This window comes from Pseudomonas oryzicola (assembly GCF_014269185.2).
Lineage (GTDB): Bacteria > Pseudomonadota > Gammaproteobacteria > Pseudomonadales > Pseudomonadaceae > Aquipseudomonas > Aquipseudomonas oryzicola.
Genome location: NZ_JABWRZ020000001.1, coordinates 1,005,219 through 1,019,580 on the forward strand (window position 1 = coordinate 1,005,219; position 14,362 = coordinate 1,019,580).

Sequence of the window (14,362 nt, forward strand, 5' to 3'; positions counted from 1 at the left end):
CCCGTGAAGCAGGCGTTGCGTTTTCCCGTTTGGGCCTTGTTGCTGGCCATGCTGGCCTTGGCTGGTTGCCAGAGCGCGCCGCCCAAAGGCCTGAGCGCCGAACAGGTCGCCGTGCTCAAGCGCGAAGGCTTTACCCCTACCGACGAAGGTTGGGCCTATGACTTGTCCGGCAAAGTGCTGTTCGGCAGCGACCTGGACAGCCTCAACAGCCAGAGCCAGGCGATTGTCGAACGTATCGGCAAGGCATTGCTTGGCGTTGGCATCCAGGGCGTGCGGGTGGACGGGCATGCCGACGCGTCGGGCAAGGCGGCGTACAACCAACAGCTGTCCGAGCGGCGTGCGCAAAGCGTGGCCAAGGCGTTGGTCGCGGTAGGTATGCCGGCGCAGAATATCCACAGCCGTGGTCTGGGCAGCACCCAGCCGGTGGCGGACAACCGCACCAGCGCCGGGCGCACCGAGAACCGGCGGGTATCCATTGTGGTGGCTTCCTACTGATTCCAGCCCTATCGGTTACAAACTTGCTTGTGAGAGCGGGCAAGCCCGCTCCCACATCATCCATGCTGGGCCCAAGCATGATCATTGCTGAGCAAAGCGCATTTCCCGCGTCTCGCCCATCAACAACGGCGCATTCGCCTCGGTCACCCCTCGGATGTAATCCCACAGCAAGGTAATCCGCTTCAACTTGCGCAAATCCTCCCGGCAGTACATCCAGAATTGCCGTGTCACCTCGATTTCTTCCGGCAATACCGTCACCAGCCGTGGATCCTGCGCGGCCAGGAAACAGGGCAATATCGCCAGCCCTCGCCCTTGCAGCGCCGCCGTGTACTGGGCAATCACGCTGGTACTGCGCAAATGCGCGCTGGCGCTGGGGATCAGGTTGGCCAGGTACAGCAGCTCCGAACTGAAGGCCAGGTCGTCCACGTAACTGATGAAAGGGTGCCTGGCCAGGTCCGCGATCTGGCGGATGGGGGCGTGGTTATCGAGGTATTCCCGGGTGGCGTACAGCCGCAGGCGGTAGTCGCACAGCTTGCAGCACACATAGGGCCCATGTTCCGGTCGCTCCAGGGCAATGACGATGTCCGCCTCGCGCTTGGACAGGCTGATGAAGTGTGGCAGCGGCAGTATGTCCACCGAGATAGCCGGGTAGGCATCGACGAAGTGGCTGAGTTGCGGGGTGACGAAGAAGCTGCCGAAACCTTCGGTGCAGCCCATGCGCACATGCCCGGACAACGCCACGCCCGACCCGGAGACCTGTTCGCAGGCCATGTGCAGCGTGCTCTCGATCGACTCGGCATAGCCCAGCAGACGCTGGCCCTCGGCGGTGAGGACAAAGCCGTTGGTCCGCGACTTTTCGAACAGCAGGGTGCCCAGCGCCCCCTCCAGCGAACTGATGCGCCGCGACACCGTGGTGTAGTCAACGCTCAGGCGCTTGGCGGCGCTGCTGGCCTTGCGGGTGCGGGCCACTTCGAGGAAGAACTTCAGGTCGTCCCAGTTGAGCGCGCTCAAGGATGTGAGGTCTTTTTGCATGATGATCCGGTTTTTTTGTGCGTTCTTGTTGGATGTTTGCACATCTATACTCGAAACAAGCCTCAGGACGCCACCTTGCGTTTGCTCGGCGCTGGCGATCTCGTCCCGACAATAATTCCAAGGAGAACGCAGATGAACGCACCGCAATCCCCTAACCAGACCAAAATCGAGCAGGTCAAGCTGCTGATCGACGGCCAGTGGGTCGAGTCCAAGACCTCTGAATGGCGCGATATCGTCAACCCGGCCACCCAGGAAGTGCTGGCGCGCGTGCCGTTCGCCACCGCCGAGGAAGTGGACGCAGCCGTGGCCGCTGCCCAGCGTGCCTTCAAGACCTGGCGCGATACCCCGATTGGCGCACGCATGCGCATCATGCTCAAGCTGCAGGCGCTGATCCGCGAACACACCAAGCGTATCGCCCAGGTGCTCAGTGCCGAACAAGGCAAGACCCTGGCCGATGCCGAAGGCGATATCTTCCGCGGCCTGGAGGTGGTCGAGCATGCTGCCTCGATCGGTACCCTGCAGATGGGCGAATTCGCCGAAAACGTCGCCGGTGGCGTCGATACCTATACCCTGCGCCAGCCCATCGGTGTATGCGCCGGTATCACCCCGTTCAACTTCCCGGCCATGATCCCGCTGTGGATGTTCCCGATGGCCATCGTCTGCGGCAACACCTTTGTGCTCAAGCCGTCCGAGCAGGACCCGCTGTCGACCATGCTGCTGGTCGAGCTGGCGCTGGAAGCCGGCGTGCCGGCTGGCGTGCTCAACGTGGTGCACGGCGGCAAGCAAGTGGTGGATGCCATCTGCACCCACCCGGACATCAAGGCGATTTCCTTCGTCGGCTCCACCGAAGTGGGCACCCACGTGTACAACCTGGGCAGCCAGCATGGCAAGCGTGTGCAGTCGATGATGGGCGCCAAGAACCACGCGGTGGTGCTGCCCGATGCCAACCGTACCCAAACCATCAACGCCCTGGTCGGTGCCGCCTTCGGCGCGGCGGGCCAGCGCTGCATGGCCACCTCGGTGGCGGTACTGGTAGGCAAGGCACGCGAATGGTTGCCGGACATCAAGGCGGCGGCCAGCAAGCTCAAGGTCAATGCCGGTTGCGAGCCAGGCACCGATGTCGGCCCGGTGGTTTCCAAACGCGCCAAGGAGCGTGTGCTGGGCCTGATCGAAAGCGGCATCAAGGAAGGTGCCAAGCTGGAACTCGACGGCCGTGACGTCAAGGTGCCGGGTTATGAGCAAGGCAACTTCGTCGGCCCGACCCTGTTCTCGGGGGTGAAGACCGACATGCAGATCTATACCCAGGAAATCTTCGGCCCGGTACTGGTGACCCTGGAGGTCGACACGCTTGACGAGGCCATCGCCCTGGTCAACGCCAACCCGTTCGGCAACGGCACCGGCCTGTTCACCCAGAGCGGCGCGGCAGCGCGCAAGTTCCAGAGCGAAATCGACATTGGCCAGGTCGGTATCAACATTCCGATCCCGGTACCGGTGCCGTTCTTCAGCTTCACCGGCTCCCGTGGCTCCAAGCTCGGCGACCTCGGCCCGTACGGCAAGCAAGTGGTGCAGTTCTACACTCAGACCAAGACCGTCACCGCCCGCTGGTTCGATGACGACAGCGTCAACGACGGTGTGAATACCACTATCAGCCTGCGCTAAGCCCCTGCGTTAAGGAGAGAGTCATGCGTATCGCATTCATCGGCCTCGGCAACATGGGCGCACCCATGGCCCGCAACCTGATCAAGGCCGGGCACCAACTGAACCTGTTCGACCTGAACAAGGCCGTGCTGGCCGAGCTCGCCGAACTGGGCGGGCAGATCAGCCCTTCGCCCAAGGACGCGGCGGCCAATAGCGAGCTGGTGATCACCATGCTGCCGGCCGCTGCCCATGTACGCAGCGTCTACCTGAACGAAGACGGCGTGCTGGCCGGTATTCGTCCTGGCACGCCAACCGTGGACTGCAGCACCATCGACCCGCAGACCGCGCGCGATGTATCCAAGGCGGCCGCAGCCAAGGGTGTGGACATGGGTGATGCGCCGGTTTCCGGCGGCACCGGTGGTGCGGCGGCAGGTACCCTGACCTTCATGGTCGGTGCCAGCGCCGAGCTGTTCGCCACCCTCAAGCCGGTACTGGACCAGATGGGCCGCAACATCGTGCATTGTGGTGAAGTCGGCACCGGGCAGATCGCCAAGATCTGCAACAACCTGCTGCTGGGCATCTCGATGGTCGGTGTGTCCGAAGCCATGGCCCTTGGCAATGCTCTGGGCATCGACACCAAGGTGCTGGCCGGCATCATCAACAGTTCGACCGGGCGTTGCTGGAGCTCGGACACTTACAACCCATGGCCCGGCATCATCGAAACCGCGCCGGCATCGCGGGGCTATACCGGTGGTTTTGGCGCCGAGCTGATGCTCAAGGACCTGGGGCTGGCCACCGAAGCGGCGCGCCAGGTGCACCAACCAGTGATCCTCGGGGCCGTGGCCCAGCAGCTGTACCAGGCCATGAGCCTGCGCGGTGAAGGGGGCAAGGATTTCTCGGCCATCGTCGAGAGTTACCGCAAGAAAGATTGACCAGCGAGGTGGACTTCATCGCGGGCCAGGTGGCCTTCCCTCTGTAACTGCGCACCAGAGGGAAGGGCGCCTGATCCGCGATTTTTTTTGCCTGTCCCGGCCCTAGCGCCGGCAACGTTTACAAATCAGGCGAAGACGAAATACTTGCGCACAGTTTCGACCACTTCCCAGGTACCTTTCATCCCCGGTTCGATCACGAACACGTCCCCTGCCTTGAGGTGCTTCGGCTCTTCGCCTTCCGGGGTGATGATGCAGTAGCCATCGAGGAAGTGGCAGAACTCCCACTTCTCGTAGTTGACCTCGAACTTGCCCGGGGTGCAGATCCAGGTGCCCATGATCTTGCTGCCGTCGGCCGACAGGTAGGCATTGAGGTTGACGGTGTGCGGATCGCCGCCGATGCGCTTCCACTTGGTGGCGTCCACGACCGGTGTCGGGCAGGTTTCGCGCAGGACGGTGATGAAATCGGACATGGCACAACTCCTGGTGACTGGCTGAATGACCCATCACCATAGGGCCATTGGCCGAGTTGCAGTTGCCTGGGCTCGACGTCCAGCTGTCTGGCCGCGCTATGCCAGGCGATTGACCTCGACGGTGACATGCGCCAGTTCCTCATGCACGCCCAAGGCCTGGCGCACGCTGTCGGCGCTGAGTTCGCAAGTAGCGGCCAGGCCAAGGATGCAGGCGTACTGGTCCTTGCCGACACGCCAAACGTGCAGGTCGGTGATGCTGGCCGGCACCGGCAGTTGTGCCACCACTTCACGTACTTCCGCCACTACAGGTGCGTCCATCTCTGCGTCCAGCAGTACCCGACTGGTGTCGCGCAGCAGCCCTCGGGCCCACAGCGCCACCAGCAGCGCACCCACCAGGCCCATGACCGGGTCGAGCCAGCCGGCGCCCCAGAACTTGCCAGCCAGCAGGGCGACGATGGCCAGCACCGAGGTGGCGGCGTCGGTGATCACATGCAGGTAGGCCGAGCGCAGGTTCAGGTCGTGGTGATGATGACCGTGGTCGTGCTGATGATCGTGGCCATGGTGATGATCATGATGATGATGGTGATCGTCCCGCAGCAACCAGGCGCAGATCAGGTTGACCGCCAGGCCTACGGCGGCGATGAAGATCGCCTGGTCATAGTGGATCGGCCCCGGTGCCAGCAGGCGCTCCACCGACTGGAACGCCATCAGCCCCGCCACCCCGAGCAGCAACAGGGCACTGGAGTAGCCGCCGAGAATCTCGATTTTCCAGGTGCCAAAGGCAAAGCGCTGATCGCCGGCATAGCGCCGGGCAGCGGCGTAGGCCAGCAGCGACAGGCCCAGGGCCAGCGCATGGGAACTCATGTGCCAGCCGTCGGCCAGCAGCGCCATGGAATTGAAGAACCAGCCGCCGGCAATCTCCGCCACCATCATCACGGCGGTCAGCCACACTGCCAGGCGGGTCTTGCGCTCGGCGCCCAGGTTACTGGTATGGAACTGATGGCTGTGCTGCCAGCGGTCTGAGGTTTGTGTCGCCATGGTTTATCATGCTTCCGGAATGTCGAAAAAATACTATACCCCAGTATACCTAGCATGGTGTGAAACCCAATGGCACATACCCTGAAGAGCAAGAAGCAACTGCTGACCCGGGTGCGCAAGATCAAGGGCCAGGCCGCCGCCCTGGAGACGGCGCTGGAGCAGGACAAGGATTGCCTGGCGATCCTGCAGCAGATCGCCGCCGTGCGCGGCGCGGTGAATGGGCTGATGGCCGAAGTGATGGAAGGGCATATCCGCGAACACCTGGTGGCGGACGGGCTGAATGCCGAGCAGCGGCAGGACGAGGCGGACAAGGTGGCGGCGCTGCTGCGTTCGTACCTGAAGTGATTACGCCGGCGTGGCGCGACCCTTTGCAGGAGCGGCTTCAGCCGCGATCACCGGCACAGCCGGTGCCATCCACCGTGTCGCCTGCATCGCGGATAAATCCGCTCCTACAAGATTGCGTATACCCCTCGGGGGTATGATTACGCCCACCAATACCGCACAAAGTGGAAGAATACCGGCGCGGCAAAGCACACCGAGTCCATGCGGTCGAGCATGCCACCGTGGCCTTCGATCATGTGGCCCCAGTCTTTCACCCCGCGGTCGCGCTTGATCGCCGACATCACCAGCCCGCCGAAGAAGCCCATGGCGTTCACCGCCAGCGCCATCAGCGCGGCCTGCCAGAAAGTGAACGGGGTGATCCAGCACAGCAGGGCGCCGGTCAGGGTGGCCAGCGCCACGCCACCGGCCAGGCCTTCCACGGTCTTGGACGGCGACAGGTTGGGCGCCACCTTGTGCTTGCCGAACAGCTTGCCGCATACGTACTGCAGCACGTCGCTGATCTGCACCACCAGGATCAGCCAGGCGATCAGCAGCAGATTGCGGCCCTCGTAGCCGGGGATGTCGAGGGTCATCAGTGCCGGCACCGACGACACGCAGTAGACTGCGATCATCAGCCCCCACTGGACCTTCGAGGCACGTTCGAGGAAGCGGGTGGTGTCGCCACCGAAGCTGGCCAGGATCGGCAACAACAGGAACAGGTACACCGGGATGAAGATACTGAACAGCCCGTACCAGTCCATGGCGATCAATACGTACTGCACCGGCAGCGCCACGTAGAACGCCGCCACCAGCGCCGGGTAGTCGCTGCGCCGGGTCGGGGTGAGGGTCATGAACTCACGCAGGGCATAGAACGACACGCCGTAGAACAGCACGATCACGCCATACTTGCCGAACAGGAAGGCGATGCCGATCACCAGCACCATCACCCACCAGGCGTTGATGCGGGCGTTGAGGTTGTCGATCACCGCGTGCGGCGCGGGGCCGGCGCGCCATTTGAGCAGGCGGCCGGTCACGCTGGCGAGCAGCAGCAGGGCGCCGATGCCGGCGAACAGCGAAAGGGTGTTGTGGTCCATCTCAGGCATCCTTGGGGGCCAGGTTCAGCAGGGCCTTGCTGGCCCGTTCGAGGAAGGCCTGCTTGCTTTCATCAGCCTCCAGGTGCAGCGGTTCGCCAAAGCTCAGCGTGCACAGCAACGGCAGAGGCAAGGCGCGGCCCTTGGGCATCACCCGGTTGAGGTTGGCGATCCATACCGGTACCAGCTCGACGTCGGGGTTGGCCGCAGCCAAATGGTACAGCCCACTCCTGAACGGCATCAGCGGCTCATCGCCAAGGTTGCGCGTGCCCTCCGGGAAGAAGATCAGCGAGTCGCCCTGGGCCACGGCTTCGAGAATCGGCTGCAGCGGGCTGCCCTGGCCTTCGCTGCGTTGCCGGTTGATCAGCACGCCATTGAACACCTTGCGGATGAGGAAGTCGCGAATACCTGGTCTGGCCCAGTAGTCGGCGCCGGCCACCGGGCGGGTACGCTTGCGTAGCGGTGCTGGCAGCGATGCCCACAGCAACACGAAATCGCCGTGGCTGCTGTGGTTGGCGAAATACAGGCGCTGTACCGGCAGCGGTGTGCAGCCCAGCCACAGGGCGCGAGCGCCTGTGATCAGACGGGCGGCGGAGGTAATGAGGTAGGCAGTCAGGCTGGCGAGCATGGGGTTGTCGTTATCCCTTCAAAAGCAGTGTCAGCAGGGTAGCCAAGGCCAGCGACAACTGCAGGCCCAGGCATACGGCCTGGCGGCGCAGCAGGGCCAGTGCAGCCTGGCTGCGGGCAGGCCAGGCGCGGGAATCGGCGGCTTGTGGTTTGAGTTTCAGTTCGAACAAGGCGCGGTCCAGGGCCTGGGTGTCTGCCGACAGGTCGGGGCTCTTGACCAGGTGGGCAAACAGGTCGGCATCTACCGCCACGCGGATGGCCCAGTACTTGTGAAGTACGCCTAGTACAACCAGCACGATGCACAGCAGGCTGGCCAGTGGCTGCAACGGTGCATTCAACAATGGCGCCAGGCCGTAGGCGAGCGCCAGCAAGGTGAGGCCGTCGGACAGGCGCTCCAGCTGTTTGCCACGGCCCAGCAGGCTGGCCACCACCAGCAGGCTCATGGTTGTGCTCCCAGTCGTTGCAGGGCCTGGCGGTGTGCGCGATGCAAGACTACCCCCGGGCGAGCTTTGCCGATCATCGCTTCGGCTTGCCGGACATCGCTGCAGCGGCCGCTGAGCACCAGCCAGGCGGCCACGGCGCTAGCGCTGCGCGAGTAACCCAGGGCACAGCAGACCAGCACCGGGCCACTGCTGCGCAAGCGCTCGATGGCGTCGGCGGCTTGATGCAACAGTGTGCTGTCCGGGGCTATCAGGTCCAGCGCAGGGAAACACTCATAGGCAACAGTTGAAGCAGCCTGTGCAGGAGCGCTGTTCTGGACATTACACGGCAGCTCCGCGCACAGATCGACAATCCTGGCGAACCGTGTTGCTCGCCGTGGAATCCGCCCCAGATAGACGCCGTCACACACTTCATCCGCCTGTGGATGCCGCCAGGTCCACAGCCGCGAATTGGCCCATGCCCCCAGCAGGTAAGGCGCCAGCAGCCAGCAGGCGGCATTCGACAAGCGCCCATCGGCACCTTTCTGAAACCCGCCAGCGCCGAACAGGCCGTAGTTCAACGCCACCAAAGCCAATGACACGGCCGGCCAGGCCAGCCACAGCCAGGTACCACCCAAACCCATGGCAAGCACTGCGCACAACAGCGCGCCCGCGGCATAACTCAACGCCAATCGCCAACGCTTGGCATCCTGCGCAAGGCGGGCCTGCTGCCAGGGCAGCCGGCCCTGGTGTGGCCACAACCAGACACACACGAACCCCGCCAATGCGCCCGTCGGTACGTCGATGAAATGGTGCTGCCAGGTGGTCAGCACCGACACTCCAATCAGCGCCATCCAGCCATGCATCAGCCAACGCCAGGGCTGGCGCTGCATATGCCGGGCAAACATCGTCCAGATGATTACCAGCAGGGCGATATGCAGCGACGGCGCCTGGTTGAACGGCTTGTCGAACCCCATCAGCACATCGAACATCCAGCCGTACACGCCACCCAGTTCCGGCCGCTCGAAGGTGAAGCGCAGCGGCCAGAGCAGGAAGCAACTGACGCTGATCACCTGTGCGCTCAGCAGGGCCAGGGCATGGCGGTCCATTTCCTGGCGCGTGCGCGGCAGCAGGAAGGACAGCCCGTAGAGCAGGTCGATCGACCAGTACGGGACGATTGTCCATGGCCACAATGGCATATGGCTTTCCCAGCCGAACACCAGGCTGCCGACATCATCGCGCCCGACTGTGTGGCTGTTGGCCAACCCATAGCTGAGGAAAAACAATGGCCCCAGCAGCAACAGCCAGGATACGCCCCGGCGGATCAGCCCGGGCTCGCGCGATGGCTTCATTCAGCGTACCCGTTGTGCCAGGCTGACACTGAAAATGCCCCACTCATCGATGCGCTGGGCCAGCTTGCGGAAGCCTGCTGCCTCCACCAGCTGGTCCATCTCGGCCTGGCTTCGCCGACGCATAACCCAGGCCTCGCCGCCGCGGTGGCTGGTGAGCGCGCGGGCGATCATCTCCAGTTGCGGGTGCCACGGTTGGCCGGTGTAGACCAGGTAGCCGCCATCCTCCACCGTGTCGGCCAGGCCGGCCAGCGAGTTGCCCACCAGCTGGTTGCTGGCGAACAGTTCGTAGAGGCCGGAAACCACGGCCAAGGTTGGTGGTTGTTGCAGCGTGGCCAGGCTCTGGCGGTCGAAGGCGTCGCCCTGGACGAAGCGGGCGATGTCAGCCAGGCCTTTTTCTGCGATCAGCGCGCTGCCTTGCTGCACGTTCAGCTCGCTGTAGTCGCGCAGCAGGATCGAATCCGGCAATTGCTCCAGCTCCTGCAGGGCCTCGAGGATGTAGCGGCCATGGCCGGCCGCGATATCGACGATGTGTACCGGCCGCTGCTGTTCGCGCAGGCGGGCGATGGCCAGGCGCAGCAACTCCTCGACGTGCAGCTTGCGTTGGCGAATGCCACGCCAGCCGATGGCATCGAGATAGTTGCGGTCGACCAGGCGGCCCAGCTTGCCCTTGCCGGTTGGCTGGTCACGGTACACATAGTCAAGGGTGCTGCCCGAGTCGAAACCAGTGTCGAACCCTAGCTTCACGCCTTCCGAAAGCCCCTTGCCCAGGCGCAGCCCGGCACGGGTGGCGCGCCAGTAGAGGTCTCGCGGTGAGTTGTGCGGCAACGGCGCGGCCAGGCTTTCGGCTTCGGCGCAACTGGCGCCGACCTTGTCGGCATCGAGCAGCGACGGCAGCGCCGCAGGGCTGGCGAAGCAGTGCTCGACAAACCGCTCGATGCGCCGCAGGGCATGGGCCCGGTCACGTTCGCCCAGGGTGTCGTGGAAGAACCCCGGCAGGATGTGCATTTCCTTGCGTGCACTGCCCAGGCGCTCGAAGAAGCGTTGCTGCGGCTGGCGCTCGACCACGAAGTCGGCACCGGACACCAGCAGCTGGGTCGGCACCTGGATGGCCTGGGCGTCCGCCACCACGCGGTCGGCGGCTTCGTAGAGGCCTAGCAACATGGTCACCGAAATCGGCCGGCTGATCAGCGGGTCGGCCACGTACGACATAACCCGTTCGGGGTCGTGGGTGAGCAGGCGTGGCTTGACGTAGCTGTTGACGAAGAAGTTGCCGCGCAAGGCCTTGAGCAGTTTCAGGCCGGTGCGGGCGAACGGTACATACAGCTTGACCTTGAACGCCGGCGAGGCCAGCACCAGGCAGCGCACCTTGGGCGCATAGTCGTGGGCCCAGGTGGCGATGAGCACGGCACCGACACTCTGTGCCAGCACCACCAGGTCCTGCTCGGCGATACCGTGGCAGGCCTGGATATGCTCGATGAAGGTCTGCACATCGCGCACGCTGGTGGCGAACCCCGGGCTGTCGCCGCGTGCCCCCGGCGACTGGCCGTGGCCACGGGCATCCCAGGCGAAGAAGTCGTAGCCTGGCATGTCCAGCTCATCGGCCAGGTGGGCCATGCGCCCGCCATGTTCATGGCCGCGGTGGAACATCACCACGGCCCGGCGGGGCTGGTGTTCGTTACGGGTGGCGGGCCAGTGACGGTAATGCAGCTCGACGCCGTCATGGGTAGTGAAGTGCAGTGCTTGCGCTTGGCGCATGGTCAACATCCTTTTACGACGGCAGTAGGCTCAACGGGTTTCGGCCAGCCCCTGGCGAACCCGGTTGTAGAGGGTATAGAGCGAGAGTGCGAGGATGACCAGCAACAAGCCGTTGATCCAGGCTCCGCCCAACAGACCGAAGGCCACGCCCGTGCCCAGTACGCCGAAGGCAAAGGCCCGGTCGCTCTTGCCCATGGGCCCGTCGTAGCGCCGCGAGGCACCAGCCAGCGGGCCCATGACCCCAGCGTACTCGCTGAAGGTGGCGCTGAGCACCACGAGCACGACCAGGACTGGCGATACCCCCGGCAGCAGGGCGAAAGGCAGGTACAGGGCGGCGTCGGCGATCACGTCGCAGAGTTCATTGAGGTAGGCGCCGAGGGTGGATTGCTGGCCGAATTCCCGGGCGAGCATGCCGTCGATGGCGTTCAGGGCCATGCGCAGCAGCATCCATACCGGTAGGAGGATGAACAACCAGGCGGCATGGTGCCGGGTGGCCAGCAGCAGGCCCAGCAGCACTGACACCAGGGCAGCTGCGAGCGTGACCTGGTTGGCGGTGACACCGCGCTCATGAAGGCGTTGCACCGACGGCCGCAGCAGGGCCTGGAAGCGCGGTTTGAGCTGGTAGATCGAGGCCACCGTGAAGTCCTTTTCGTTGGGCATTGGGGCGCTATTTTGGGTGAGTCTGCGTTGCGGGTAAAGCCGGACGCCTGATAGTCCGGTTTTGGTCTGATGTAAATGTGGGAAGCTTCTGATTTAGGGCTTGCGGCATCTAAAGCTTTCCCCTGGGTGTTAGGTTTTCAGTCCTGATTATCTGGGCAAGGAGCTTCAGGATGCGCGTCAGTCTGGAGGGAAGAGGGCAGGCAGTCGATGGTGATGTCACCACTACGGGTGCTGTCTGTATTGCGACGAACGCCGGCTATCTCGCCGAGGGTCGAATGGTGCTTCGCGAAGGTGACCGCACCACGCCATGCCCGCTCTGTGGGCAGGCGGGCACTGTCGCCGAAGGCGTGGACCACTTTATTTCCGGCGGCCAGCGGGTGGCCGTGGACGGTGCGCTGGTGCTCTGTGGCTGCCCGCCGGGCAGTAATCGGGTTGTCGCACCGTTGCATGAGGCACCGCCGTCTACGCAGCCTGTTGCGGGCCGGGCCAATACCCACTTTGCCGAGCCGTCAAACGTCTTGTACCCCGAACACTTCTCCCAACCGGTAGTGGGGGCGTTGCCCGGTACGCTGGAGCCCGGGTTCTACGTAGTGCCACGGCGCATGTCATTTGCGCAGGTGCTGCTGCAATTGGCCGAGCACGACGCCACCTTGCCCATCTCCCGCCTGCAGCGGCTCAATCCGACGTTTGAACACGGTTTCAAGGCAGGGGAAATCTTTGTCATCGGTGACCCTGACAACGGTGATGCCTGCACCCGCCAGGAAGGCCAGCTGATGGCGGCGGCCGAGCATGCACGCCGTGCGCTGGCAGTGCTCGATTTCGCCGAAGCGGACTTCATGATGGAACACCAGGCCGAAATCGCCGGCTTGCTCAGTAATGCCAGCCAGTCCATGGGCGTGGGCAAGGACATGCTGGAACAGGGGCTGAAGCAGGTCAGCAGTACCTTGACCAGTATCGAACAACTGCACCAGCGGGAGTTCATGCGCCACGGCCATCTGAACAGCCCGAGCTTTTTCGCTGAACGGCGACAGTTACTGCAGCAGCTGGATGGCCAGTTGAAAGTGGCGTTTCTTAACAAGCAACTGGATTTGGGCAATTACGAACGGCTGAAGAAGAGCTTGAATATTTCGACCAGAAGCCTTGTGCATCATTGGTCGAAGGCGGGCGGGCCGGGGCAGATTCCGGGGTACGCGACGCATCTGGACAAGGTGGCGCGGCTCAGTAAGTACCTTGCATATGGCGGGTATGCTGCAATTGGGCTGGGTGGGATATCTTCTTATTTAAAGGTGCAGGAAGTGTGTCGAGCAGGGGAGACTGAGGCTTGTAAAAAGATTCGAATGACAGAAACAGCAAGTTTTGCTGGTGGCGTTGGTCTGGGAAGTGCTGTTGCTACCGGTGCTGGCTTGGCGGCGGGTACGCTATGCGCGGGATTCGCTATCGGTACTTTAGGCATCGGCACGCCTGTATGTGGTATCGCGCTGGTCGGAGCTGGAGGCGCAATTGGCAGCCTGGTAGGCGCAAAGATCGGCGAGTCGGCTGGCGAACTTGCCTATGAGGCTACAAATGATCGACCTTAATGATTGGCCGATTATGGCTAGACTGATATTGGTAATGGGTGCATTTATCATTGGATTGCCAGGGCCGTTGATACTTGCCTTTCTTGTATTAGGAAAAGATTACGATGTCGCACGGTCGGGCATCCGGAGTAACCCTTTTATTGAATCCATGAAGCAAGTTCGGCGCGAGAAAAGTTTCAAGGGGCGCTGGATGTTCATTTGTATGCTTGCCGGCTTGGTAACTTTTCCTAAATTCGCATTGCGGCGAGGTATGCTAGACCCTGATGAGTTGAAGCGCTTTCCTTCGAGACTAAAAATTAAGTTGGCCGTTGCAGCGTGGTTGACACTGCTCGGTTGTGTTTGGATAGTAGTTGCATATGTCCTTATTCTGCTTTCGGAGGCGCGATAATGGTAAGGAACTGGCCGAGACTGCAATGGACAGCGTTGTCATCGGCTCCTGTAGTCGTGTTGTTGTGATAATAGGTAACTTTGCAGGGGCGGGAGAAGTTTTAGTGGGGCTGTCGGGAGTTTATAAGTGAGGTTTCCAATGATAGGTTTTGAAACCTGGTCTGTGATTCTTAAATTGTCATTTCTAATCGTCCCATTTGCTATTGCTTTGCTAGGGGCCTCGATTAGCCTTCACATCACGCTAACACCGAATTTTCACGTTGTTTGCTCCGCGATCACAAGTAATCCCTACATTGAGCAGTTAAAAATTTGTTGGGGGACATCTAGCCTGAAGTGGCGATGGATGCTGGTCTGCAGTATTGGCGGTCTTGTCACATTGCCTTGCCTGGCTTTGCGTTTCGGCAAGCTCGATGTTGAAGAGTTGAAGGCATTTCCTTCAACGCTTAAGCGGAAGCTTAAAATTTCGGTGTGGCTGTCAATCATTGGATGTAGTGGGATTGCTGTAACGGTTGCGATAATCGAGCTTTCCAAAGCCCAATAGACTCAACCCGCAGCGAGGTTGCGGGTG

At 62.4% G+C, this 14,362-nt stretch carries 16 protein-coding genes; 7 read left to right on the plus strand and 9 right to left on the minus strand.

What is annotated here, in order from left to right; genetic code table 11:
* Positions 1-3 precede the first annotated feature (3 nt).
* Positions 4-495: an outer membrane lipoprotein YfiB gene (gene yfiB, locus HU760_RS04510; protein WP_186675320.1), complete on the plus strand. Its 492-nt coding sequence runs from the start codon at positions 4-6 to the stop codon at positions 493-495.
* Between the two features lie 81 nt (positions 496-576).
* Here the strand turns inward: yfiB and HU760_RS04515 are convergent, their stop codons facing one another.
* Complete coding sequence (locus tag HU760_RS04515; protein WP_186675318.1) at positions 577-1,527, minus strand: LysR family transcriptional regulator; 951 nt, start codon at positions 1,525-1,527, stop codon at positions 577-579.
* 132 nt (positions 1,528-1,659) lie between these two features.
* Between HU760_RS04515 and HU760_RS04520 the strand changes: the two genes are divergently transcribed.
* Both HU760_RS04520 and mmsB read left to right on the plus strand, forming a co-directional pair.
* Positions 1,660-3,186 carry a CoA-acylating methylmalonate-semialdehyde dehydrogenase gene (locus tag HU760_RS04520; RefSeq protein WP_186675317.1) on the plus strand — a complete coding sequence of 509 codons (1,527 nt, stop codon included), beginning with the start codon at positions 1,660-1,662 and terminating at the stop codon, positions 3,184-3,186.
* A 23-nt stretch (positions 3,187-3,209) separates the two neighbouring features.
* Positions 3,210-4,097 (plus strand): 3-hydroxyisobutyrate dehydrogenase, encoded by an 888-nt coding sequence (mmsB, locus tag HU760_RS04525; protein ID WP_186675316.1) that lies wholly within the window; start codon positions 3,210-3,212, stop codon positions 4,095-4,097.
* A gap of 125 nt (positions 4,098-4,222) precedes the next feature.
* Here the strand turns inward: mmsB and HU760_RS04530 are convergent, their stop codons facing one another.
* Together HU760_RS04530 and dmeF are read right to left on the minus strand one after the other, a co-directional pair.
* Positions 4,223-4,567 (minus strand): cupin domain-containing protein, encoded by a 345-nt coding sequence (locus HU760_RS04530; RefSeq protein WP_003258412.1) that lies wholly within the window; start codon positions 4,565-4,567, stop codon positions 4,223-4,225.
* A 96-nt stretch (positions 4,568-4,663) separates the two neighbouring features.
* A complete protein-coding gene (dmeF, locus tag HU760_RS04535) occupies positions 4,664-5,605 on the minus strand; it encodes a CDF family Co(II)/Ni(II) efflux transporter DmeF (protein ID WP_186675315.1) in 942 nt (313 codons plus the stop codon).
* Positions 5,606-5,674: 69 nt separating this feature from the next.
* Between dmeF and HU760_RS04540 the strand changes: the two genes are divergently transcribed.
* Positions 5,675-5,950 carry a metal/formaldehyde-sensitive transcriptional repressor gene (locus HU760_RS04540; protein WP_186675308.1) on the plus strand — a complete coding sequence of 92 codons (276 nt, stop codon included), beginning with the start codon at positions 5,675-5,677 and terminating at the stop codon, positions 5,948-5,950.
* A 137-nt stretch (positions 5,951-6,087) separates the two neighbouring features.
* On the opposite strand, the gene HU760_RS04545 is transcribed toward HU760_RS04540, so the two are convergent.
* From HU760_RS04545 to HU760_RS04570, 6 genes are read right to left on the minus strand one after another with little or no spacing between them, the layout of a single operon-like run.
* Complete coding sequence (locus tag HU760_RS04545) at positions 6,088-7,020, minus strand: phosphatidate cytidylyltransferase (RefSeq protein ID WP_186675306.1); 933 nt, start codon at positions 7,018-7,020, stop codon at positions 6,088-6,090.
* A gap of 1 nt (position 7,021) precedes the next feature.
* Entirely contained in the window at positions 7,022-7,645 is a 624-nt protein-coding gene (locus tag HU760_RS04550) for a lysophospholipid acyltransferase family protein (protein ID WP_186675305.1), read from the minus strand.
* Positions 7,646-7,655: 10 nt separating this feature from the next.
* Positions 7,656-8,087 carry a hypothetical protein gene (locus tag HU760_RS04555; protein WP_186675303.1) on the minus strand — a complete coding sequence of 144 codons (432 nt, stop codon included), beginning with the start codon at positions 8,085-8,087 and terminating at the stop codon, positions 7,656-7,658.
* Positions 8,084-9,415: a phosphatase PAP2/dual specificity phosphatase family protein gene (locus HU760_RS04560; protein WP_186675301.1), complete on the minus strand. Its 1,332-nt coding sequence runs from the start codon at positions 9,413-9,415 to the stop codon at positions 8,084-8,086. The genes HU760_RS04555 and HU760_RS04560 overlap by 4 nt, the downstream gene beginning before the upstream one ends.
* Complete coding sequence (locus tag HU760_RS04565) at positions 9,416-11,170, minus strand: bifunctional alpha/beta hydrolase/class I SAM-dependent methyltransferase (protein WP_186675299.1); 1,755 nt, start codon at positions 11,168-11,170, stop codon at positions 9,416-9,418.
* A gap of 30 nt (positions 11,171-11,200) precedes the next feature.
* Positions 11,201-11,806 carry a CDP-alcohol phosphatidyltransferase family protein gene (locus HU760_RS04570; RefSeq protein ID WP_186675350.1) on the minus strand — a complete coding sequence of 202 codons (606 nt, stop codon included), beginning with the start codon at positions 11,804-11,806 and terminating at the stop codon, positions 11,201-11,203.
* 194 nt (positions 11,807-12,000) lie between these two features.
* On the opposite strand from HU760_RS04570, the gene HU760_RS04575 reads away from it, so the two are divergent.
* The 3 genes from HU760_RS04575 (at position 12,001) to HU760_RS04585 (ending at position 14,335) form a co-directional block, all read left to right on the plus strand.
* Positions 12,001-13,407 (plus strand): PAAR domain-containing protein, encoded by a 1,407-nt coding sequence (locus HU760_RS04575; RefSeq protein WP_186675297.1) that lies wholly within the window; start codon positions 12,001-12,003, stop codon positions 13,405-13,407.
* Positions 13,394-13,795 carry a hypothetical protein gene (locus tag HU760_RS04580; RefSeq protein WP_186675295.1) on the plus strand — a complete coding sequence of 134 codons (402 nt, stop codon included), beginning with the start codon at positions 13,394-13,396 and terminating at the stop codon, positions 13,793-13,795. Before HU760_RS04575 ends, HU760_RS04580 begins: the two co-directional genes overlap by 14 nt.
* A gap of 138 nt (positions 13,796-13,933) precedes the next feature.
* Positions 13,934-14,335, plus strand: a complete 402-nt coding sequence (locus HU760_RS04585; RefSeq protein ID WP_186675293.1) for a hypothetical protein — start codon at positions 13,934-13,936, stop codon at positions 14,333-14,335.
* Positions 14,336-14,362 lie beyond the last annotated feature (27 nt).